Below are 22,674 nucleotides of genomic sequence, written 5' to 3'. Positions count from 1 at the left end.
TGCGGACTCAGCGCGGCGACGCAGCCGCGCGGCGCCGGGACAGCGCGTCCACCGTGGCCGCGAGAAGCAGCACCAGACCGGTGACGATGTTGACCACCGCCGCCGACTGCTTCAGCAGGCCCAGCGCGTTCTCGACGACCGCCAGCACGAGACCACCGATCACCGCGTCGACGACCCGGCCCTTGCCGCCGAACAGCGAGGTACCACCGATGACGGCGGCGCCGACCGCGAACAGCAGCGTGTTGAGGCCACCGGCCTGCGGGTCGACCGAACCGACCTTCGACGAGTAGACGATCGCGCCGACCGCCGCCACCGCCGAGCAGATGACGAACACCGAGGCGCGGATCTTCTCGACGTTGATACCCGCGCGGCGGGCCGCCTCGCGGTTGCCGCCGACGGCGTAGATGTGGCGGCCGTACTGGGTGCGGTTGAGCACGTAGGTGCCGAGCACCAGCAGGCCGAGCACGATCGGCACGACGTACGGGACACCGGAGATGACGATGTTCGGGTTCGGCGCGCGGTTCAGCGTGAGCAGATAGGTCGCGATCGCGGCGACCACGGCGATCGCGCCGACCTTGAACAGCACCATCGGCGTCGGCTGGGTGACCAGGCCGCGTTTGAGCCGGGAGAAGTGCTGGCCCAGTGTCACCGCGGCGAACCCGCCGGCGGCGATCAGGAACAGGACCCAGCTGCCCACAGTGGACAGATTGCCGTTGGCGACCTTGAACAGCACGTCCGAGGTGCTGATGCCGAGCGTGCCGCCCTCGCCGATGAACTGGAGGATGACGCCTTGCCAGGCAAGGAAGAGCGCCAGCGTCACCACGAACGAGGGCATCCCGATCTTGGAGACGAGGAACCCGGTGAGGACACCGATCGCGCCACCGACGCTGATCGCGAGCAGCATCTCGATCCACGGGTTGGCCGCGGTTCCCGAGAGCACGAGCGCGATGGCGAGCACGGCGAACCCGACGCCCGCCCAGATCCGCAGGACCACACCGAGCAGCGCGGCGATCGCGAGCACGACGAGGAACGCGATGAACACGCCGTTCCCCATGCCGCCCAGCAGGTTTCCGTTGCGCACGTAGTGCATCGCCAGCACCGCGGCGGTGACACCGGACGCGGTACCCGCGGACAGGTCGATCTCGCCGAGCAGCAGCACGAACACGATGCCCATCGCGATGATCGCCTTGCCGGCGCCCTGGGCCATCAGGTTCGCGATGTTGTTCATCGTCAGGAAGGTGTCCGACAGCGAGGCGAACACGATCACCAGCACGAGCAGGCCGAGCAGCGCCGGGAGCGAACCCAGCTGTCCGGCCTTGAGCCGGGAGAAGTAGTCGCCGACGGCTTCGCGCGTCGACATCGAGGTCGTGTCGATGCCGAAGTCCGTGATGGCCGCCGACGGGTTGAGCGCGGCGGCCGCCGACTTGCCCCCCTCCGGTGAGGCGGGCTTTGCAGGTGTCTCAGTCATTTCCGGTTCTTTCTCGCCTCGGATCAGAGGACGGCGGCTTCGGGGCGGGCAAGGCCGAGGTCGCCGGAGCGACCGGCGGTGATCAGTTCCACGACCTGGCCGTGGGTGACGTCCTTGGTGTGCACCTCGGCGACGAGACGGCCGAGGTAGAGCACCGCGATCCGGTCGGCGACCTCGAAGACGTCGGCCATGTTGTGGCTGATCAGCACCACACCGAGGCCCTGTTCGGCGAGGCGGCGGACGAGGTCGAGCACCTGACGGGTCTGCGCGACACCGAGCGCGGCGGTGGGCTCGTCGAGCAGGACGACCTTCGAGTCCCACAGCACGGATTTGGCGATGGCGACGGTCTGCCGCTGCCCACCCGAGAGGGCGGAAACGGGCGTGCGGACGGACTTCACGGTGCGGACCGACAGCGACGCGAGCGTCTCGCGGGCGGCCTTCTCCATGCTGGCCTCGTCGAGCAGCCATTTGCTGCCGCGTTCCCGGCCGAGGAACATGTTCTGCACGATGTCGAGGTTCTCGGCGAGCGCGAGGTCCTGGTAGACGACCTCGATGCCCAGATCGGCGGCGTCGCGCGGGCCGTGGATGTTCACCTGCTTGCCCTGGAACGTCACCGTTCCCGAGTCGTAGCCGTGGATCCCGGCGATCGACTTGACCAAAGTGGACTTACCGGCACCGTTGTCGCCGACCAGCGCGGTGACCTCGCCGGCGCGCACGTTGAAGTCCACGTCGTGCAGGACGTGGACCGGCCCGAAGCTCTTGTTCAGCTGCTTCAGTTCGAGGATGGGTTCACTCATGGGGGTTCTCCCGGCTGGGTACCGGACCGGTGCGCTCCGTCGGGGGAACGCACCGGCCCGGTCGTCTGGATTTAACGGGTCAGGAGATACCGAGCTGCGTGCACGCCGCGGCCAGGTCGCCGCCGCAGATCTCGGCCGCCTTGACGTAGCCCTGCGTCACGACCTCCTTGACGCCGTCCTTCGTGGTCAGCTTCGGCTCGAGGAGCACGGACTTGACCTCGCGGTTGCCCTTCGGGTCCTTCGCCTTGCCGGTGGCCAGTGCGTCGGCGCCCGCCTTGTCCCCCTTGGCCAGCAGGACGGCCAGCTTCGCCGCGGCTTCGGCCTCTTCCTTGATCGGCTTGAAGACGGTCATGTACTGGTCGCCGCGCAGGATCGCCATGAGGCCGTCCGCGGTGGCGTCCTGGCCGGTGACCGGGACCTTGCCGTTGAGGCCGTTCTTCTTCAGCACGGTGATGACCGCGCCGGCGAGACCGTCGTTCGCGGCGACGACGCCGTCGACCTTGCCCTTGTTGTCGGTCAGGATCTGCTCGAAGGTCTGGCCGCCCTTCTGGTTGTCCCAGTTGTCGATGGCCTGCTCGCGCACGAGCTTCAGGTCGCCGCTGGCGAACTTCGGCTGCAGCACGGACTTCTGGCCGTTGGCGAACAGCGTCGCGTTGTTGTCGGTCGGGGCGCCCTCGATCATGACGACCTCGGCGCCCTTCTTGTCCTTCAGCGCGTCGGCGAGACCCTGGCCCTGGAGCTGGCCGACCTTCTCGTTGTCGAACGAGACGTAGTAGTCGGAGCTGCCGCCGAGGTTGAGGCGGTCGTAGTCGATCGTCGGGATGCCCGCGGCCTGAGCCTTGCGGGCGACCGCCGAGCCGACCTCGCCGTTGATGGCGGCGATGATGAGGACCTTGACGTTCTGCGCGATCATGCCGTCGGCCAGGGTGGTGAACTTCTGGACGTCGCCCTGGGCGTTCTGGACGTCGGCGTCGAAGCCCGCGTCCTTGAGCGCCTTGGTCAGGAACGGCTTGTCGAAGGACTCCCAGCGCGCCGAGGTGGCGGTCTCCGGCAGGATGACGCCGACCTTGCCACCGGCGGCGGCACCGCCCGGGGCGGGGGCGGACTGCGAGGAGTTGCCGCTGCCCGAGTCGGCGGTATTGGCGCCACAGGCGGAGAGCACCAGGCCGGCGCCCACTGTCGCGGCGAGGAGGGTAAGGGTTCTGCTGCGCATCCTCGTTCCTTCCGGATCTTGCTCGCGGGCGGCGATCCTCGAGGACCGGTCGCACCATCGCGCATATGTTGTGGGCGACAACATATGCCGCCGAACGGGTTTCGCGGAAGACGGCTGAATCGATTAAGCCTCATCAAATGGACACGGTTTGGCAACGTGGCCGTAGCAAGACGTACGAAGTCTAGGTGCGCTGACGGTGTGACCGCCACCACTCACTCAGCGTGATCGGCGCAGCTCCGGTTCTCCGCCCCCGAACGCTATGAACGGTCCGTTCCTTGCAAAATTTGCAAGGAACGGACCGTTCATAGCGCTTGAACCGGGGCGGTCACCAGGAACGCAGGGTGACGATCCGCTCTTCCAGCTGCTCCACCGAAGCCATCGCGGTCGGCGGCCCGCCGCACACCCGGCGCAGTTCGTTGTGGATCGCGCCGTGCGGCTTCTTCGTCCGGTGGTGGTGCACGCCCACCAGCGCGTTCAGCTCCTTGCGCAGGCTGCCGAGCCGTTCGCTGACCGACTGCGGCCGCGCGACCGGCGCCGCCTCCTCGGCCTTGGGCTTGCGCCGTTTCTCGTCGGAGAGCTGCTCCTCCTGCCGCTTCCGCAGCAGGGCGCGGACCTGGTCCGGTTCGAGCAGCCCCGGCAGGCCGAGGTACTCCTGCTCCTCGTCGGAGCCGGAGAACACCGCGGTGCCGAACGAGTTGCCGTCGTAGATGACCTGGTCGAGCTCGGCGGAGGCGCCCAGCGAGGTGAACGCCTTCTCCTCCTCACCCGGTTCGTCCTCGGTGCGGTTGGCCTGGGCCAGGAGTTCGTCGTCCCAGCCCTCCTTCTCGCGGTGCGGCTTGCCGAGGACGTGGTCGCGCTGCGCCTCCAGCTCGCTGGCCAGTTCCAGCAGCACCGGCACGCTCGGCAGGAAGACCGAAGCCGTCTCGCCGGGTTTGCGCGAACGCACGTACCGGCCGATGGCCTGCGCGAAGAACAGCGGGGTCGACGCGCTCGTGGCGTAGACACCGACCGCCAGGCGCGGCACGTCGACGCCTTCGGACACCATCCGGACCGCGACCAGCCAGCGGTCCGTCGAATCGGAGAACTCCTTGATCCGCCCCGACGCCTTGGGGTCGTCGGAGAGGACGACCGTCGGGTTCTGGCCGGAGATGCGCTGCAGGATCTTGGCGTAGGCGCGCGCGGAATCCTGGTCGGTGGCGATCACCAGACCGCCCGCGTCCGGGATGCCGTTGGCCCGGAGCTGCGCGAGACGCGTGTCCGCGGCCTGCAGCACCGACGGGATCCACTCGCCCGCCGGGTCGAGCGCCGTACGCCAGGCGCGCGCGTTCTGCTCGGCGGTCAGCGGCTCGCCGAGCCGCGCGGTGAACTCCTCCCCCGCGCTCGTGCGCCAGGAGGCCTCACCGGAGTAGGCGAGGAAGACGACCGGCCGGACCACGCCGTCGGCGAGCGCGTCGGCGTAGCCGTAGGCATGATCGGCCTTGCTGCGCTGGAAACCCGAACCGTCCGCCTCGTAGGTGACGAACGGGATCGGCGAGTCGTCGCTGCGGAACGGCGTCCCGGTGAGCGCCAGACGGCGGACGGCGGGGGTGAACGCCTCGCGGATCGCGTCGCCCCACGACTTCGCGTCCCCGCCGTGGTGGATCTCGTCGAGGATGACCAGGGTCTTGCGGTTCTCGGTGCGCACGCGATGCAACGTCGGATGCGCGGCGACCTGCGCGTAGGTGACCGCGACACCTTGGTAGTCACGCGAGGTGACACCGGTGCCGTTGCGGAAGTTCGAGTCGATCGCGATACCGGCGGCCGCGGCCGAGGCGGCCCACTGGTGCTTCAGGTGCTCGGTCGGCGCGACGATGGTGATCCGCTCGACGGTCCGGTCGCTCAGCAGCTCGGCGGCGATCCGGAGACCGAACACCGTCTTGCCCGCGCCCGGCGTCGCCACGGCCAGGAAGTCCTGCGGTTTCTTCGTGAGGTACTTCGTCAGCGCTCGCCGCTGCCAGGCACGCAGCGGGCGGGCCGTGCTGTCCTTCGCCGCGGGAGGCGCGCCCAGCTCGCCTCGATCGCGTTCAACGGTTTCCGACATGCAGGTCCCCCTCCTCCCTCATCCGAAACGCCTGGTCATCCACCCTGACACAAGCGAAAACCCCCACTTGGGTATCCGGCCGCGACGCCGGCGCCTGAGGTGAGGGCACTCGGATGAGCCTACCTCGGGGCCCCGTGGAACGCCGGAAGCGCCACCCCCGTTGTCGGTTTACTCACCCGAAAACCCAGGGGTGGCGAGCCGAATGGCGCGGCATGGACCATGCTGGACACCGTCAAGGGCGCTCGGCGCCGGCGGAGGAGCTGCATGAGCGAGGAGAACGGCCGTCCCGACACGGCCGCCGAGGTCGCGAAGGGCCGCAGGGGGCCGTTGCGCCTGCTCAGCCGCACGCTCAGCAAGGCGTGGGACGGCAACATCTTCTCCGAGGCCGCCGAGGCCGCGTTCTGGCAGACGTTGTCGCTGCCGCCGCTGCTGCTCGGTCTCCTCGGTTGCCTCGGCTTCGTCGGCGACTGGTTCGGCCAGGAGGTCGTGACCGCGGTCCACGACCGGATCATCACCTTCAGCAAGACGATCTTCAGCGACAACGCCGTCCACGACATCATCGAGCCGACGGTCAACAGCATCCTGTTCGTCGGCAAGGGCGAGATCGTCTCCGTCGGCTTCCTGATCTCCCTGTGGGCGGGTTCGTCGGCGATGTCGTCGTTCGTCGACGCCATCACGGTGGCGCACGACCAGTACGGCGTCCGCAACGACGTGTGGCAGCGGATCTTCGCGCTGCTGTTGTACCTGGCCGGGCTCGTCATCCTGGTGGTCGGGCTGCCGTTGCTGGCGATCGGGCCTGACCTGCTGCCCCAGTTCTTCCCCACCGACTGGCGCGACACGGTGTCGTACTGGGTCGGCACGCTCTACTACCCGGTGCTGGCCGTGATGATCGTGCTCGCGCTGACGACGCTGTACAAGCTCGCCCTGCCGCGCAGGCTGCCGTGGCACCGGGGGCTGCCGGGCGCGGTGCTCGCCATGGTCGTGTTCCTGCTCTCCAGTATCGGGCTGCGGATCTACCTGAACTGGATCACCAAGACCGGCTACACCTACGGCGCGCTCGCCGCGCCGATCGCGTTCCTGCTGCTGATGTTCTTCATCGGGCTCGCGGTGGTCGGCGGCGCCTACTTCAACAGCGCGATCCAGGAACTGTGGCCCGCCAAGGCGACGAAACGGCAGCGCCGGAAATGGCGTCGGCTGGAAATGGAACGCGCGAACGAACGAATCCGCGCCGAAGAGGGCCGCAAACTGTGGGAACGGACGACCGTCCCGCTCCGCCGCCCGCGCCAGAACGGCGAGAGCGAACCGGAACAACCGGTGAACGAGGAACCGCAGAGCGAAGCCGATCAGGTGTCCGAACGGCGAAGTTGAGCGGGACCTCATCCCGAAGTCGTACCCGGGTTCCACCCGTGGTGTGAATCCCTTCCGCCCCCCGCCGTGAAAAGCTCGCGGTAATCCGCACGTTCCCGAGCTTTCTTCCTGGGGGATCCCGTCATGTCCACGCTGGCCAGACTGAGCCTGCGCAACCGAAGTCTCATCGGGCTGCTCGCCCTGGTGGTGATCGGCTTCGGCGCCTTCGCCCTGCCGCAGCTGAAGCAGCAACTGTTCCCGTCACTGCAGTTCCCGCAGGCGCAGGTCATCACGCCGTACGCGGGCGCGTCGCCGGACACGGTCGACCGTCAGGTCACCGAGCCGCTCGAAGGCGGGCTGCAGGGTTTGAAGGGGCTCGAAGAACTGAGCTCGACGTCGTCGGAGGGGCTGTCGCGGATCACCGCGCAGTTCGAGTTCGGCACGGACATCGACGCGGCGGTCGGGCAGATCCAGCGCGTGGTCGACGGGCTGAAGACACGGCTGCCGCAGAACAGCGAGCCGACGGTTTCGGCGGGCTCCACCGACGACCTCCCGGTCGTGCTCCTGGCCGCCGGGACCACCGGTGACCCGCAGGCGCTCGCGCCCGCGCTGACCGGGGAGGTCGCGCCGGAACTGCGGAAGATCGACGGTGTCCGCGAGGTCGAGGTGACCGGTGCGCGGCAGCCGAGGGTGACCGTCGCGCTGGACTACGCGAAGCTGGCCGCCGCCGGGGTCGACCCGTCGTCGATCGCCACCACGCTGCAGACCGCCGGCGCCGCCGTCCCGGCCGGGACGCTGACCGAAGGCGGCAAGACGCTCACCGTCCAGGTCGGCGGCGGACCGACCACAGTGGACACGATCAAGAACCTGTACCTGACGCCGGCTTCGCGTCCCGGGGCATCGGCTGGCAAACCGGTGAAGCTCGGTGATGTCGCGGACGTGCAGGCAGGCTTCGCGCCGCCGACGTCGATCACCCGCACCAACGGCAAGCCGAGCCTCGGCCTGTCGATCACCATGGTGGAGAATGGGAACGCGGTCGCGATCTCGGAAGCGGTGCGGGACAGGCTGCCCGAGCTGTCGAAGAAGATCGGCGCCGAGATGAGCGTCGTGTTCGACCAGGGCACCCCGGTCAAGGACGCGATCAGCGGCCTGACCACCGAAGGGCTGCTCGGGCTGACGTTCGCGGTCGTGGTGATCCTGCTGTTCCTGTTGTCGGTGCGCTCCACCCTGGTGACGGCGGTGTCGATCCCGCTTTCGGTGGTCGTGGCACTGCTGGCGTTGTGGACCGGCGATCTCTCGCTGAACCTGCTCACCCTCGGCGCGCTCACCATCGCCATCGGGCGGGTGGTCGACGACTCGATCGTGGTGCTGGAGAACATCAAACGACATCTGGCGTACGGCGAGGAGAAGGAGCGCGCGGTCCTCGACGGCGTGCGCGAGGTCGCGGGCGCCGTGACGTCGTCCACCCTCACCACGGTCGCGGTGTTCCTGCCGATCGCCTTCGTGGGCGGGTTCGTCGGCGAGCTGTTCTCACCGTTCGCGATCACGGTCACCGTGGCACTGCTGGCGTCGCTGCTGGTCTCGCTGACGATCGTCCCGGTGCTGGCGTACTGGTTCCTCAAGCCGCCCAAGACGCCGGCGGACGAGCGCGAGGCCGAGCTGACGCGCCAGGCCGCCGAGGACAAGGAACGCCGCGGGCTGCTGCAGCGCGGGTACGTCCCGGTGATCCGGTTCGCCACCCGGCGCCGCGTCACCGTCGTGCTGCTGGCGCTGATCATCTTCGGCGGCACGGTGGGGCTCGCCTCGCAGCTGAACACGAACTTCCTCGACCAGTCCGGCTCGACGACGCTGAGCCTTTCGCAGAAACTGCCGCCCGGCACCAGTTCCGAGGCCAAGGAGAAGGCCGCGGGCGCGGTGGAGCAGGCGCTCGCCGCCGAACCCGCCGTCGAGACCTATCAGGTGAGCATCGGCGGGGGCGGCTTCTTCGGTGGCGGCGGGACGGCGACCAGCATCCAGGTCACCGTCGCCAAGGACACCGATCTCGACGCGTTGTCGGATCGCTTGCGGGGCAAGCTGGACAAGCCGGAGCTCGGCGAGGTCAAGATCGGCGCGGAAGCGGGCGGGTTCAACTCCGACCAGATCTCGATCACCGTCACCGCGCCGGACGAAGCGGCGCTGAAGCCCGCCGCCGAGCAGGTCCGCCAGGCGCTGTCCGGCGTCCCGGACCTCACCGAGGTGACCAGTGACCTCGTGCAGGGCTCGCCGCGCGTGCAGGTCGAGGTCGACGCCGCCAAGGCCGCCGCGAGCGGGCTTTCGGCGACCACGATCGGCCAGATCGCGAACCAGGCCATCGCCGGCCGCACGGTGACGCAGCTGCCGGTCGACGGCCGGCGCACGGACATCGTGCTGCGCGCGGGCACGGCACCGGTGTCGGTCGACGCGGTCAAGGCGCTGCCGATCCCGAGCGCGACCGGCGTGGTGCGGCTGGACTCCGTCGCCACTGTGTCCACAGTGGACGGCCCGGCCGCGGTGCACCGCACCTCGGGCGAGCTGAGCACCACGGTCACCGCCAAGAACACCGGCGCGGATCTGGCCGCCACCACGAAGGCCATCCAGGCCAAACTGGATGGACTGACCTTCACCGGCGGCGCGGCGTACCAGCTCGGCGGTGTCAGCGAGGATCAGCAGGAGGCGTTCGGGAACCTGTTCCTCGCGCTGCTGGCCGCGGTCGCGATCGTGTATCTGATCATGGTGGCGACGTTCCGCAGCCTGATCCAGCCGCTGATCCTGCTGGTGTCGATCCCGTTCGCGGCGACCGGCGCGATCGGGCTGCTGCTGGCCACCGGGACCGCGCTGGGCCTGCCCGCGCTGATCGGGATGCTGATGCTCGTCGGCATCGTGGTGACCAACGCGATCGTGCTGATCGACCTGGTCAACCAGTACCGGGCCGCGGGGATGAGCGTCGCGGACGCGGTCGTCGAAGGCGGCAGGCGACGGCTGCGGCCGATCCTGATGACCGCGGCGGCGACCATCTTCGCGCTGGTCCCGATGGCGCTCGGGCTGACCGGGCAGGGCGGGTTCATCGGGCAGCCGCTGGCGATCGTGGTCATCGGCGGCCTGGTCAGCTCGACCCTGCTGACGCTGATCCTGGTGCCGACGCTGTACACGATGGTCGAGACGCGCAAAGAGCGTCGCCGTGCGAAGAAGAACGCCCGCCGGTCTTCGGCCCCGGCCACCGAGACGCTGACGCCGGAGCCGGCTTCGTAGACCTGGGGGCGGGGGGAAAGCGCGCCGGGGCCGGGTGGGCACCCGGCGCGCCTTCCGGCATTCCGCCGACTGAATGCGCCTGCCCCGACGGCAAGTACGTGAAGGCCCCCTTCACTGCGCTAGACGCAATGAAGGGGGCCTTCACGTACTTGGGGGTCGCAACCTCCGCGCCGGCGTGGCAAGGCGTAACTCGCGTGTTTGAAGCCGTAACTCGCGTGTTTGGACCAGGTACGCCTCCAATCACGCGAGTTACGCCTCCAATCACGCGAGTTACGCGTCCGATCACGCGAGTTACGCCTTCCGGAACCGCCAGGTCTTGCTGTCGAAGGCCACGCACCACGACGGCGAAAGCATGACGACCCGCAGGGTCCCGTCGGCGGCGACGTCGATGCCCTCGGTCTCGAAGTTCCCGCTGCAGGTGCTCTTCAGGGGCAGCTGCCCCAGCGACGTGACCCGCCCGGTCACGTCCGAACCGGACAGCGCGCCGGAGAGGTCCACCTGCAGCAGCGGCTTCGTGGTCCCGAACAGGGAGCCCTCGGGGTCGTCGGAGGCGCACAGCAGCCGGGTCGCGCTCACGAAGTCGCAACCCTGGATGTCCCGCACCGGCTTGTCGAGCCGGATCGCGGACGCGTACGGCAGGTTCGCCGACGGGTTCGTATGCGCGACGCCGGGCATCGGGTGCACGAGGAGCCGGTCCATCGTGCCCCACTCACCGGCCACCATCCAGCGGGCGTCGGGCGTCACGGCGGCGAACGAGTTGTTGTTCGCCTCCCAGGACTCCAGCGTGTGCGTGTAGTTCGCCCAGGTCCCGTTGGGCGACTCGACGCGGAAGAGCTTCGCTCCCCGGTCGTCGCGCTGATACGGCTCGACGTACCAGCCTTGGGCGGAACCGGGGTCGCCGACGTGGTTCCAGCCCTGGGTCGAGAGGCTCATCGGGACGGTCGCGATCCCGGTGTAGCGGTAGATCGTCCCGGACGGCCGCTCGATGGTGGCCAGGCCCTGGCCCTCGTCGAGCGGGCGGGCGTTGTCCGAACCGACGGTGGTCCAGCCGGTGACGGCTTGGGCGGCGGCGGGTGAGAACACCGCGACCAACGCGGCGATGGCGAGCACGATCCCGGTTCTACGCATGAAGGCTCCGTCCCGGCTGGGTTTCGCTGGCGCGTACTGATTACCAGCGAAGACCGGGACGGGCAGCCGCCATGTGAAGGATTTTCAGATTTTGTCCGGTTTCGGACACCGGACGGCCATGGCTCAGTCGCCGGGCTTGAGGCCGTCGTAGATCTTCTTGCAGTCCGGGCAGACCGGCGAACCGGGCTTCGCCGACTTCGTCACCGGGAAGACCTCACCGCACAGCGCCACCACGTGCGTGCCCATGACCGCGCTTTCGGCGATCTTGTTCTTGCGCACGTAGTGGAACATCTTCGGCGAATCGTCGTCGGTGCCGTCGGTGCCCTCGGGACGGGTATCCGGCTTCGGAAGGGTCTGTGTACTCACCCCTCCATAATGCCCCAAATCCTCCTGCGCACACCGACGACCTGGCAGGATCTCGCCCATGTTCCAGAAGGTGCTCGCGACATTCGGCTCTGGCGGGGCGAAGATCGACGCCCGGCTGCTCGACCGCACGGTCTCCCCCGGCCGCCCGTTGCGCGGCGAGGTTCTGCTGCTCGGCGGCGAAGTCGATCAAGAGATCAACGGCCTCTCGGTGAAACTGCTCGCCAGGGTCACCCTCCCGGACGAACGCCGCCCCGGCGTCGAGGACCTCGAATTCGGCACCCAGCAGCTCGCGGGCAACGAGCGGATCGGGCCGGGACAGCAGGTCCGGATCCCGTTCGAAGTGGCCCTGCCCTGGGAGACGCCGATCTCCAGCGTCTTCGGCAAACCGCTGAACGGGATGGCCGTCGGCCTGCAGACCAGCCTCGACATCGCGAACTCCGTCACCGACCCGGTCGACGTCGACACCGCCGCGATCGAGCCGCTGCCGGCGCAGAAACGGATCTTGGACGCCTTCAGCCGGATCGGTTTCGTCTTTCGCGAGGCCGTGCTGGAACGCGGCCGGATCAACGGCGCCGTCCAGCAGCTCCCGTTCTTCCAGGAGATCCGCTTCACCCCTTCGCCGCGGTTCGCCCCCGTGTTCACCTCGGTGGCGGTGACCTTCCTGTCGTCGGCGTCGGAGACCCAGGTCGTGCTGGAGGTGACCAAACGGGTCCGGGTGTCCAAGAGCGGCGGCTTCGGCGGGCGCGGCCAGGAGTTCCTCGGCCTGTTCAAGGTCGACCACGCGGCGCTGGAGCGGGTCAAGTGGGAGCCGCAGCTCGAAGGCTGGCTGCACGAGGTGGCCAAGGCACGCGGGATCTTCGACTGATGGAGTGGCCGACCGCGATCACCCGGCTCGGCGGCGATCACCGGATCGCCGCCGTCGCGTGGGACGACCTCCAGGCCCGCTACGCCGAACCGCATCGGCGCTACCACGATCTCCGGCATGTCACGGAGGTCGCCCGCGACAGCGGCGACCTCGCCGTCGCCTTCGGCCTCGGCGCCCGCGAACGTGCCCTCGTCGCCGTCGCCGCGTGGACGCACGACGTCGTCTACGACGCCCGCCCCGGCGAGGACGAACAGGCGAGCGCCGCCTGGACACGCGACGAACTCACCAACGCCGGCGTCCCCGAGCCGGATGTGAAGCGCGCCGAAGAGCTGGTCCTGAGCACGATCCACCACGCCGCCCCGGACGACGACCTGCTGGCCACGGCGCTGCTCGACGCCGACCTCGCCATCCTCGGCGCCGCGCCGGAGCGCTACGAGGAGTACGCGAGCGGTGTCCGGGAGGAGTACTCGATCTACTCCGACGAGGACTGGCGGGCGGGACGGGCGGCCGTGCTGGAGGGCCTGCTGGCCAGGCCGCGGCTGTACCGAAGCGATATCGCGCGGGCACGCTGGGAGAGCAAGGCACGCGGGAACCTCGCGGACGAACTGACCCGATGGCGTGACGCGGACCCACATCACCGATGATGTTCGTTCGTGACTCCGCAACTGTCCCTTCACGAAGAGGTCGCCTCCGCCCTCGCCGCCGGTGATCCCGTCGTCGCGCTGGAGAGCACCATCCTCTCCCACGGTCTCCCGCCCGGCCGCAACCTCGACGTCGCCCGGCGGCTGGAGAAGGTCGTGCGCGACGGCGGCGCCGTCCCCGCGACCATCGCCGTCCTCGACGGCGTCCCGCTGGTCGGTCTCACCGGCGAGCAACTGGAACGCGTGTGCGCGCCCGGCGCGGACCTGGACAAGCTCTCCCTGCGCGACATCGGCCCCGCCGTCGGCCTCGGCCGCTCCGGCGCGACCACGGTCGCCAGCACCGCGGCGCTGGCCGCCGCGGCCGGGATCGGCATGTTCGCCACCGGCGGGCTGGGCGGCGTGCACCAGGGTGCGGCGCAGAGCTGGGACGTGTCGGCGGATCTGGGCGTGCTCGCGAAGGTGCCGACCACGGTCGTCTGCTCCGGAGTGAAGTCGGTGCTCGACATCGCCGCGACCCTCGAAGTGCTGGAGACCAACTCGGTACCGGTGCTGGGTTACCGCACCGGCGAGTTCCCCGCGTTCTACCTCCGCTCGTCCGGTTTCGAGGTGCCGTGGCGGGTCGACGACGCCGCGCAGGCCGCCGCGGTCGTCGCCGCCCACCGGGCGCACGCGGATTCCGGTGTCCTGCTGGCGAATCCGATCCCGGAAGCGTCCGAAATGGACAAGGAGCTGCACGACCGGCTGCTCGCCGAAGGGCTGGAACTCCTCAGGTCGCGGGGCGTGCACGGCAAGGACGTCACCCCCGTGCTGCTGGAGCACTTCCACACCGCCAGCGAGGGCGTGAGCCTGGACGCGAACGAGGCCCTGGTGCTGTCCAACGCGGAACTGGCCACCGAGGTCGCCGTCGCGCTCGCCGGGACCGCGGCATGAGCGGCATCGTCGTCGTGGGCGACGTCGGCCTGGACGTGGTCGCTCGGCACGAAGGCCCCATCCCGCACGGTGGCGACATCCGCGCGAAGGTCCACTTCACCAGCGGCGGCGCGGGGGCGAACACCGCGCTGTGGCTGCGGGCCGAAGGCACGGAGACCACGCTGGTCGCGCGGATCGGCGACGACTCCGGCGGCCGCATGGTCAAGAGCGAACTGGAGGCGGCGGGCGTCCGCTGCGAGTTCGCGGTGGACCCCGAGGAACCGACGTTCTGCGTCGTCGTGCTCGTCGACGGCGCGGGTGAGCGGAGCATGCTCGCCGACCGCGCGGCCAACGCGAAGTTCAGCCCGGAGGACGTCACCGAGGCGGCGTTGCGCGGGGCGAGCCACCTGCACCTTTCGGGTTACGTCCTGCTGTACCCGTCGTCGCGGCCCGCCGCACTCGCGGCGCTGGCCGCGGCGAAGAAGGCCGGGCTGACGACGTCGGTCGACCCGCAGGCGGCGACGCTGATCACCGATCCGGCGGCCTTCCTCGACGACGTGCGCGGCGTCGACCTGCTGATGCCGAACACCAGCGAACTGGTCGCGCTGACCGGGTCGAGTGATCCCGAGGCGGCGAAGGAGCTGCTGGACTACGTCGGCGAGGTCGTGGTCACCGCCGGTCTCGACGGCGCCAGCTGGGTGGACGCGAGCGGCATCATCACCTCGGTGCCGTCGCAGCCCGCGGAGTGCGTCGACTCCACCGGTGCCGGGGACGCGTTCGACGCCGGGGTGCTGGCGGCGTGGCTGCGCGGCGAGTCCACCGTGGAGGTACTTCGGGCGGGGACGCGGCTGGGTGCCCAGGCGGTTTCGAAGGTCGGGCCGCAGCCTTAGTCACACGCTATGAACGGTCCGTTCCTTGCGAAATTTGGAAGGAACGGACCGTTCATAGCACGCGCGAAACGAGTCAGCCGCCGTCGATGACGCGGTGACCGGAGCTCTCGATCCGCGTCGGCTCGGCCTGGTAACGGTTGACCTTCTCGCTCTTGCGCGGCGGCCGGTCGTTGGCGATCAGGACGGCGACCCAGGGCAGCGGGATCGAGATCGCGATCAGCGCCAGCGCGAGCCACCAGGTCTCGTAGAAGATCCCGGCGAGGATGAGACACGGGATGCGGAACGACATCATGATGATGTACTTCCGCTTCCGCTTGGCCAGCTGGTCTTCGTAGGACGGGGCGGCTTCGGTGATCAGCACCGGAGCGGGTTCCCTCGGTTCGGGACCGTGGGCGGGCGCGTTCACAGCACCACCTCCGGCTTCCATGCTCCCACTCGCCGGGCTCATCCGACACCCGGGTGGGTGAGCCGGTGCAAAGCCGCGACCACGAGCGTCTCGACGCCGGCCGCAAGCGTCGGATGCGGGATCGGCGCGAAGAGCGGCGAATGGTTCGACGGGATGTCCTGTTCGAAGCGCCCGGCGGTCATCGCGGCGATCACCGCGCCCTCGTCCATGCCGCCGACCAGCCAGAACACCGAGGGCACCCCGGCGGCGCGGCCGAACTCGCTGAAATCCTCGCTGCCGGTGACCAGCGGCGCGGGCATCACCCGGCCCTCGCCGAAGTGGTCGCGGAAGGCCGCGGTGAGCCCCTCGGTGGCCGCGTCGTCGTTCTCGGTGACCGGGAACGCGCCGATCCGCTCGATCTCCGGCGCTTTCGGCGCGCCCGCGGTGGCCGCCTCGCCCTGGACGATCCGTTCGACCGCCGCGACGACCTTCTCCCGCACGGCCTGGTCGAACGACCGGATGTTGACCTCGAGGACGGCGTGGTCGGCGATGATGTTGTGCGCCGTGCCGACGTGCAGCGACCCGACGGTCACCACCGCCGACTCGGTCGCCGAGATCTCCCGCGACACGATGGTCTGCAGCTTGAGCACCACGGACGCGGCGAGCACCGCGGGATCCACCGTGGTCTCGGGGCGCGAGCCGTGCCCGCCGCGGCCGTGCAGGGTGATGCGGAGCGCGTCGGTGGCCGCCATGATCACGCCCGGCCTGGTCAGCACCCAGCCCGCCGGGCCGGGCACGACATGCTGGCCGAGCACGACGTCGGGTTCGCCGGCGGGCCCGAAGACCCCGTCGCGGACCATGCCGGCCGCGCCGTCCCCCGCCTCCTCCCCCGGCTGGAAGACGACCATGAGCGTGCCGGACCAGTGCTCGCGTCCGGACGCGAGCAGCGACGCGGCGCCGGAGAGCCAGGTGGCGTGCATGTCGTGGCCGCAAGCGTGCATCACCGGGACTTCGCGGCCCCCGGCGTCGATCCCGCGCGCGGTGCTCGCGTACGGCAGTCCGGTCTTCTCCTCGACCGGTAGCGCGTCGATGTCGGCGCGCAGCATCACCTTCGGGCCGGGGCCGTTGCGCAGCACACCCAGCACACCGGTGCGGCCGATGCCGGTGTGCACGTCGTAACCGTCGGCTTCCAAGCGCCGCGCCAGCTCGGCCGCAGTGCGGGTTTCGGCGAACGACAGCTCCGGATGCCGGTGGAGGTCGATGTACAGGTCTTCCAGTCCGGGCAGCGCCGCCTGCAGCGGTGCCAGGACACTTTCGAGGCTCACCACGTCATCCTGGCAGTATTACCGAACGTGAGCACACGAGCGGCCCTCCCCGACCTGTCCGACGACGTTTGCGCGAGGCTCCGTGACGCCTTCCGCCGGACGGGTTACGACGCCGACGGCGTGGTCGGCGCCCTCGGTTCCGCCCACGGCGCCCTCGGGCGCGGCGAACCCGAACTCGCCTACCGCGCGACGCGCGACGCGGGTGAGCTCGGCACGCTGATCCGGCTGTTCCTCCTGGGTTCGACCGAACCGGAGAAGGACGTCGAGGCCGCTTTCGCGCCACTCTCCCTCGATGACGCGGTCGCCGCCACCCTGCTCGTGCCCGTGGCAGACGGCTACCGCGCCGGTCTCGACGTCCGCCCGCACGGTGACGACGAAGGCTCGTGGTGGGTCGTCGCCGACCTCGACGCCGACATCCTGGGCCGCACCGTGCCCGAAGACCACGTGCTCGGGGTCGGGCACGCCTCCCTCAGCCTGATCCGGGCCACCAGCCGCCGCGAGGTCGGCAGCCTGCTCGACGTCGGCACCGGCAACGGCGTCCAAGCGCTGCACGCCACCCGGCACGCGAAGAAGGTCACCGCGACCGACGTCTCGGCCCGCGCGCTGGCGCTCGCCGCGGCCACGTTCCGGCTCAACGAACTGGACGTCGAACTCGTCCGGGGCGAGTGGTTCGCGCCGGTCGCGCGGCGCCGGTTCGACCAGATCGTGTGCAATCCGCCGTTCGTGGTCGGCCCGCCGCGGGTCGACTACACCTACCGCGACTCCGGCCTGGCGGGTGACGACGCCAGCGCGCTCGTGGTGCGGCAGCTTCCCGGGTTCCTCAACGACGGCGGTACCGGCCAGCTCCTTGCCTCCTGGCTGCACGTGAAGGGCGAGGACTGGGGCGATCGGGTGACCCGCTGGCTGCCCGCCGAGACCGACGCGTGGTTCGTCCAGCGGGACATCGCGGACCCGGGGCTGTATGTCGGCACGTGGCTGCGCGACGCCGGCATCGACCCGCGGTCTCCCGAAGGCCGCGCGAAATCCGGAGCGTGGCTCGACTGGTTCGACGAAAACGACGTCCAGGGCATCGGGTTCGGCTTCGTCACGCTTCGGCGGGCGGGCGGCGCGACCCCGACGATCGTGTGCGAGGACCTGCGCCAGGCCTACGACGACCCGCTGGGCGCCGAGGCCGCGAATTGGCTGGATCGGGTGGAATGGCTTCGCGCCAACGGCGATTCGCTCCTCGATGTCCGTTTCCGCGTACCGGACACCGTACTTCTGGAGAGCGTCGCCGAGCCGGGCGAGGAGGGCTGGGCCACCACGGTCCAGCGGCTGCACCGCACCGACGGTCCCGGGTGGTCGCACGAAGTGGACGAACTCGCGACACGGCTGCTCGCGGGCTGTCAGGGCGCGCTTCCCCTGGAGGACCTGATCGTGCTCCTGGCGGCCGCTCAGGGCCTCGAACCCGAGGAGCTGGCCGAGGCCGCGCTGCCCGTGGTCCGGGAGCTGGTCCGCCACGGCATGCTGCTGCCGGCCGTCTGATGCGGGCGGTGGTGGCGAGGGTCACGGAAGCGAGCGTGACCGTCGGCGACGAGGTGACCGGTGCCATCGACGAGCCGGGTTTGCTGGTGCTGCTGGGGATCCACGTCGACGACGACGTGTCCAAGGTGCCGACGATGGCCCGCAAACTGCACGAAGCTCGCATACTTCGCGACGAGGAGTCCTGCGCCACCACCGGCGCTCCCCTGCTCGTCGTAAGCCAGTTCACTCTTTACGGCGACACCCGCAAAGGCCGCCGTCCGTCCTGGACGGCGGCCGCCCGGCCCGAGGTCGCCGAACCCCTCGTGACGGCCGTCGTCGACGCGTTGCGCGAACGCGGCGCGCGGGTCGAAACCGGCCGCTTCGGGGCCATGATGGCGGTGCGGAGCGTGAACGACGGTCCGTTCACCCTTGTCATAGAGGTCTAGACCACACGTCTCTTCGATTGGGCACTGCTTTCTCCCGGGCACGGGCATTCTCAGGAAAAGCTCAGGGTTGGTGGAGCAACGCCCCAGGTCAGCCGCCCGTCTCCTCTGTAGCGGCCGGGAACGTTTTCGGACCTCCCGGCGTTGAGCCAAGTGTCCAGCCAAGCTGGGCCGAGGAGGAGTAGCCGGTTTTCCACAGGGCCTGCTACCCGAGCCGGACCCGGCGGACGACAGCAGCACGTTCAGCCCGTGACCGGGGAGGCAGAATGTCAGTCCAGACTCTCGAACGCGAAGCGCGCGGGATTCGCGAGCGCCGTATCCCGGCGCAATCCACCCAGGAGCCGGTGAGCACGGGGGCGCTCACCGACGCCGACCTCGACGCCCAGAGCCCGGCCGCGGACCTCGTTCGCGTGTACCTCAACGGAATCGGCAAGACGGCGCTGCTGTCCGCCGCCGACGAGGTCGAGCTGGCCAAGCGCATCGAAGCCGGCGTGTTCGCCCAGCACATGCTCGACACGGCCGAGGGGCTCACACCGAAGCGGCGTTCGGAGATGTCCGCCCTCGTGCGTGACGGCCACATCGCGAAGAACCACCTGCTGGAGGCCAACCTCCGCCTCGTGGTCTCGCTCGCGAAGCGCTACACCGGCCGGGGGATGCCGCTGCTCGATCTGATCCAGGAGGGGAACCTGGGCCTGATCCGCGCGGTGGAGAAGTTCGACTACTCCAAGGGGTTCAAGTTCTCGACGTACGCCACCTGGTGGATCCGCCAGGCCATCACCAGGGGGATGGCCGACCAGGGACGCACCATCCGGCTGCCGGTCCACCTGGTGGAACAGGTGAACAAGCTGGCCCGGATCAAGCGCGACCTGCACCAGCAGCTCGGCCGGGACGCCACCCACGAGGAGCTGGCCGCCGAATCGGGTATCCCGGCGCACAAGATCTCCGACCTGCTCGACCACTCGCGTGACCCGGTGAGCCTCGACATGCCGGTCGGTACCGAGGAGGACGCCCCGCTCGGTGACTTCATCGAGGACTCCGAGGCGACCGACGCCGAGAGCGCCGTGATCTCCGGTCTGCTCCAGGACGACCTGCGCCGTGTGCTCGCGACGCTGGACGACCGCGAGTCCCAGGTGATCCGCCTGCGCTACGGCCTCGACGACGGCCAGCCGCGCACGCTCGACCAGATCGGCAAGCACTTCGGGCTCTCCCGTGAGCGCGTTCGGCAGATCGAGCGAGAGGTCATGTCGAAACTGCGTCAGGGTGAGCGGGCGGACCGCCTGCGCGCCTACGCTTCGTAACGCCATAGAGCCTTTCGGCGCGGAAAAAGCAACACCCGTTCGGCAGCGTTGACTTATGACCTGCGTCACGAGACCGTCGAGCAGGTAATAAGTCTTCGCGGTCGGGTGTTCGCGCCCGGATCGCTTTCCCCGGGAGGTCGGGTCCGTCGGGGTGGGCCCGGCCTCCCGAACTCTTTGTGGGGCGCGGCGACAAAATGCAGGGCGGGAATTGCACTCGGTCCCGCGTCTCGTGAGTGGTAAGGACGGTTCTAACCGTCCTTACCACTCACGAGGCCCTCTCCGGACCGGGCCCGGGGCTTGGGTACCGTGGGCGGGTTCCCGATGCCGGCAAAGGAGCCCGCGCAGTGGCGCCCACCACGTTCCAGCACACCGAAGTCCTTCCCCTCGCCAAGGACACCCGCACCGAGTACCGGCTGATCGGCACCGAAGGTGTCGAGGTCGTCGAAGCCGCGGGCCGGAAGTTCCTCAAGGTCGCGCCCGAGGTGCTGACCAAGCTCGCCAAGACCGCGATCACCGACATCCAGCACCTGTTGCGCTCGTCACACCTGGCGCAGCTGCGGGCGATCGTCGACGATCCCGAGGCCAGCGGCAACGACCGGTTCGTCGCGATGGACCTGCTGCGCAACGCGGCGATCTCCGCCGGCGGTGTCCTGCCGATGTGCCAGGACACCGGCACCGCGATCGTGATCGGCAAACGCGGCGAAGGCGTACTCACCGGCGCCGACGACGAGCGCGCGCTGTCCCGAGGTATTTTCGACGCCTATCAGGAGTTGAATCTGCGCTATTCGCAGATGGCGCCGGTGAATTTCTGGGATGAGCGCAATACCGGCACCAACTTGCCCGCGCAGATCGAGCTCTATCACAAAGATGGACAGGGCGACCCCAGCTACGAATTCCTGTTCATGGCCAAGGGCGGCGGCAGCGCGAACAAGACGTTCCTCTATCAGGAAACGAAAGCCGTCCTGAACCCGAAGCGGCTCGCGAAGTTCCTCGACGAGAAGCTGCGCGGCCTCGGCACCGCGGCCTGCCCGCCGTACCACCTCGCGATCGTCGTCGGCGGCACGTCGGCGGAGTTCAACCTGAAGGTCGCGAAGCTCGCTTCGGCGCGGTATCTCGACGACCTGCCCACCGAGGGTTCCGAGCTGGGTCACGGTTTCCGCGACGTCGACCTCGAACAGCAGGTGCTGGAGATGACGCGCCAGTTCGGCATCGGCGCGCAGTTCGGCGGCAAGTACTTCTGCCACGACGTCCGCGTGATCCGCCTCCCGCGCCACGGCGCGTCCTGCCCGGTCGGTGTCGCCGTGTCGTGCTCGGCCGACCGCCAGGCGAAGGCGAAGATCACCGCCGACGGCGTGTTCCTGGAGCAGCTGGAGCGCGACCCGGCGCAGTTCCTGCCGGACGTCACCGAGGACGACCTGTCCGACGAGGTGGTGACCGTCGACCTCAACCGGCCGATGGCCGAGATCCGCGCCCAGCTCTCGCAGCTGCCGGTGAAGACCCGTCTGTCGCTGACCGGTCCGCTCGTCGTCGCCCGCGACATCGCGCACGCGAAGATCGCCGAGCGGCTCGACGCGGGTGAAGAGATGCCTCAGTACCTTCGCGACCACCCCGTGTACTACGCGGGCCCGGCGAAGACGCCCGAGGGCTACGCGTCGGGCTCCTTCGGGCCGACCACCGCGGGCCGCATGGACTCCTACGTCGAGCAGTTCCAGGCCGCGGGCGGTTCGCTGGTGATGCTGGCGAAGGGCAACCGGTCCAAGAAGGTGACCGCGGCGTGCAACGAGCACGGCGGGTTCTACCTCGGCTCGATCGGCGGCCCGGCCGCGCGGCTCGCGCAGGACTGCATCAAGAAGGTCGACGTGCTCGAGTACGCCGAACTGGGGATGGAAGCGGTCTGGAAGATCGAGGTCGAGGACTTCCCCGCGTTCATCGTGATCGACGACAAGGGCAACGACTTCTTCGAGGCCACCTCGGAACCGGTGCTGCAGATCAGCTTCCGGTAGTCCACGCTCCGGTCCGTGAAGGCCCCTTCCCTCGGCTGAGCCGAGGAAACTCGACCTTCGCACCATGTCGCAGTACGTGAAGGCCCCCTTCACTGCGCTAGACGCAGTGAAGGGGGCCTTCACGTACTTTCGCCAGGGCAGGACGCTAGGAACGGTCCGTTCCTCGCAAATTTTGCGAGGAACGGACCGTTCATAGCGTGCGTAGGGGTTATCGCATCTGCTTCAGGACCACGGTCCGCTCCCCCAGCGGCGCCGACAGCGTCACCGAGAGCACCGGATGCCGGATGTCCATCGTGCACATCTGGCCGGTCTGGCCCTTCAGTTCGGTCAGGTTGACGGTGACCCTGGTCCCGTCCTGCTGCGCGGCCTCCGCCGTCGCGTGCCCGCAGCCGCCTTCCTGGCCGCGGACGTTCAGGATCGTCCCGCCGTTGCTGGTGTACACCTCACGCGGATAGTCCGCGGGCAGTGCCGACGCGTCGAGCTGCTTGTCCGGCAGCTTGGTGCTGCCTTCCGGAACCTCCTGGCGAGGCGCGCCCGGCACACCCGGCTGGCTTCCCGGCTTGCTGCTCGGCGCGGGGGCCGGCGAGGAGGACGGCGAGGAGGACGGCGAGGAGGACGGCGGCGCGGTCGGGGACGGCGGCACGGTACTCAGGGTGCCGCTCCCGGGTCCGGCCGCGGGCTCCGCTGCCTGGTTCTGCGCCCCGCAGGCGGATACCGCAACGACGATCAGGCCAAGGCCGATGACA

General features: G+C 69.3%; 19 protein-coding genes. 10 read left to right on the top strand and 9 right to left on the bottom strand.

Annotated elements, in window-relative coordinates; all coding sequences use genetic code 11:
• Positions 1–7 precede the first annotated feature (7 nt).
• From ACOCEP_RS24025 to ACOCEP_RS24010, 4 genes are all read right to left on the bottom strand, one after another.
• On the bottom strand, positions 8–1,468 hold the full coding sequence (locus ACOCEP_RS24025) for a sugar ABC transporter permease (protein WP_125675294.1): 1,461 nt from the start codon (positions 1,466–1,468) through the stop codon (positions 8–10).
• 23 nt (positions 1,469–1,491) lie between these two features.
• Entirely contained in the window at positions 1,492–2,265 is a 774-nt protein-coding gene (locus tag ACOCEP_RS24020) for an ATP-binding cassette domain-containing protein (protein WP_005164482.1), read from the bottom strand.
• A gap of 79 nt (positions 2,266–2,344) precedes the next feature.
• Positions 2,345–3,478, bottom strand: coding sequence for a sugar ABC transporter substrate-binding protein (locus ACOCEP_RS24015; RefSeq protein WP_482331237.1), 1,134 nt, complete (start codon positions 3,476–3,478; stop codon positions 2,345–2,347).
• Between the two features lie 325 nt (positions 3,479–3,803).
• Positions 3,804–5,558 carry a DEAD/DEAH box helicase gene (locus ACOCEP_RS24010; protein WP_465365674.1) on the bottom strand — a complete coding sequence of 585 codons (1,755 nt, stop codon included), beginning with the start codon at positions 5,556–5,558 and terminating at the stop codon, positions 3,804–3,806.
• Between the two features lie 264 nt (positions 5,559–5,822).
• On the opposite strand from ACOCEP_RS24010, the gene ACOCEP_RS24005 reads away from it, so the two are divergent.
• Positions 5,823–6,926, top strand: a complete 1,104-nt coding sequence (locus ACOCEP_RS24005) for a YihY/virulence factor BrkB family protein (protein ID WP_482331236.1) — start codon at positions 5,823–5,825, stop codon at positions 6,924–6,926.
• 123 nt (positions 6,927–7,049) lie between these two features.
• Positions 7,050–10,172 carry an efflux RND transporter permease subunit gene (locus ACOCEP_RS24000; protein WP_482331234.1) on the top strand — a complete coding sequence of 1,041 codons (3,123 nt, stop codon included), beginning with the start codon at positions 7,050–7,052 and terminating at the stop codon, positions 10,170–10,172.
• 291 nt (positions 10,173–10,463) lie between these two features.
• On the opposite strand, the gene ACOCEP_RS23995 is transcribed toward ACOCEP_RS24000, so the two are convergent.
• Positions 10,464–11,300, bottom strand: a complete 837-nt coding sequence (locus tag ACOCEP_RS23995; protein ID WP_482331233.1) for a hypothetical protein — start codon at positions 11,298–11,300, stop codon at positions 10,464–10,466.
• A gap of 123 nt (positions 11,301–11,423) precedes the next feature.
• Complete coding sequence (locus ACOCEP_RS23990) at positions 11,424–11,666, bottom strand: DUF3039 domain-containing protein (RefSeq protein WP_007033595.1); 243 nt, start codon at positions 11,664–11,666, stop codon at positions 11,424–11,426.
• A 58-nt stretch (positions 11,667–11,724) separates the two neighbouring features.
• Here ACOCEP_RS23990 and ACOCEP_RS23985 point away from each other — a divergent pair, with 58 nt between their 5' ends.
• Genes ACOCEP_RS23985 through ACOCEP_RS23970 form a run of 4 tightly spaced genes read left to right on the top strand, consistent with a single transcriptional unit; the run spans position 11,725 to position 14,971 of the window.
• Positions 11,725–12,531, top strand: coding sequence for a sporulation protein (locus ACOCEP_RS23985; protein WP_482331231.1), 807 nt, complete (start codon positions 11,725–11,727; stop codon positions 12,529–12,531).
• Positions 12,531–13,175 (top strand): HD domain-containing protein, encoded by a 645-nt coding sequence (locus ACOCEP_RS23980; RefSeq protein ID WP_482331230.1) that lies wholly within the window; start codon positions 12,531–12,533, stop codon positions 13,173–13,175. The genes ACOCEP_RS23985 and ACOCEP_RS23980 overlap by 1 nt, the downstream gene beginning before the upstream one ends.
• A 9-nt stretch (positions 13,176–13,184) precedes the next feature.
• Entirely contained in the window at positions 13,185–14,102 is a 918-nt protein-coding gene (locus ACOCEP_RS23975; protein WP_482331229.1) for a pseudouridine-5'-phosphate glycosidase, read from the top strand.
• Positions 14,099–14,971: a carbohydrate kinase family protein gene (locus ACOCEP_RS23970; protein ID WP_482331228.1), complete on the top strand. Its 873-nt coding sequence runs from the start codon at positions 14,099–14,101 to the stop codon at positions 14,969–14,971. Before ACOCEP_RS23975 ends, ACOCEP_RS23970 begins: the two co-directional genes overlap by 4 nt.
• Before the next feature lie 73 nt (positions 14,972–15,044).
• Here ACOCEP_RS23970 and ACOCEP_RS23965 read toward each other — a convergent pair whose 3' ends face one another.
• Positions 15,045–15,398, bottom strand: coding sequence for a DUF3099 domain-containing protein (locus tag ACOCEP_RS23965; RefSeq protein WP_126731478.1), 354 nt, complete (start codon positions 15,396–15,398; stop codon positions 15,045–15,047).
• A 17-nt stretch (positions 15,399–15,415) separates the two neighbouring features.
• On the bottom strand, positions 15,416–16,681 hold the full coding sequence (locus ACOCEP_RS23960) for an amidohydrolase (protein WP_482331226.1): 1,266 nt from the start codon (positions 16,679–16,681) through the stop codon (positions 15,416–15,418).
• 27 nt (positions 16,682–16,708) lie between these two features.
• Between ACOCEP_RS23960 and ACOCEP_RS23955 the strand changes: the two genes are divergently transcribed.
• The 4 genes from ACOCEP_RS23955 (at position 16,709) to ACOCEP_RS23940 (ending at position 21,928) form a co-directional block, all read left to right on the top strand.
• Positions 16,709–18,205 (top strand): DUF7782 domain-containing protein, encoded by a 1,497-nt coding sequence (locus ACOCEP_RS23955; RefSeq protein ID WP_482331225.1) that lies wholly within the window; start codon positions 16,709–16,711, stop codon positions 18,203–18,205.
• The gene (gene dtd, locus ACOCEP_RS23950; RefSeq protein ID WP_482331224.1) at positions 18,205–18,630 is read left to right on the top strand and encodes a D-aminoacyl-tRNA deacylase; all 426 of its coding nucleotides are present in this window, start codon (positions 18,205–18,207) and stop codon (positions 18,628–18,630) included. Before ACOCEP_RS23955 ends, dtd begins: the two co-directional genes overlap by 1 nt.
• Positions 18,631–18,893: 263 nt before the next feature.
• The gene (locus ACOCEP_RS23945; protein WP_126731471.1) at positions 18,894–19,925 is read left to right on the top strand and encodes a sigma-70 family RNA polymerase sigma factor; all 1,032 of its coding nucleotides are present in this window, start codon (positions 18,894–18,896) and stop codon (positions 19,923–19,925) included.
• A 344-nt stretch (positions 19,926–20,269) separates the two neighbouring features.
• Positions 20,270–21,928, top strand: coding sequence for a fumarate hydratase (locus ACOCEP_RS23940; protein WP_482331223.1), 1,659 nt, complete (start codon positions 20,270–20,272; stop codon positions 21,926–21,928).
• 208 nt (positions 21,929–22,136) lie between these two features.
• Here ACOCEP_RS23940 and ACOCEP_RS23935 read toward each other — a convergent pair whose 3' ends face one another.
• Positions 22,137–22,571 (bottom strand): hypothetical protein, encoded by a 435-nt coding sequence (locus tag ACOCEP_RS23935; RefSeq protein ID WP_482331222.1) that lies wholly within the window; start codon positions 22,569–22,571, stop codon positions 22,137–22,139.
• Positions 22,572–22,674 lie beyond the last annotated feature (103 nt).

The sequence above is a fragment of the Amycolatopsis sp. CA-211722 genome (genome assembly GCF_056828465.1).
Note: the sequence above shows the minus strand (reverse complement) of the source record. Positions and strands in the feature narration are given on the sequence as shown.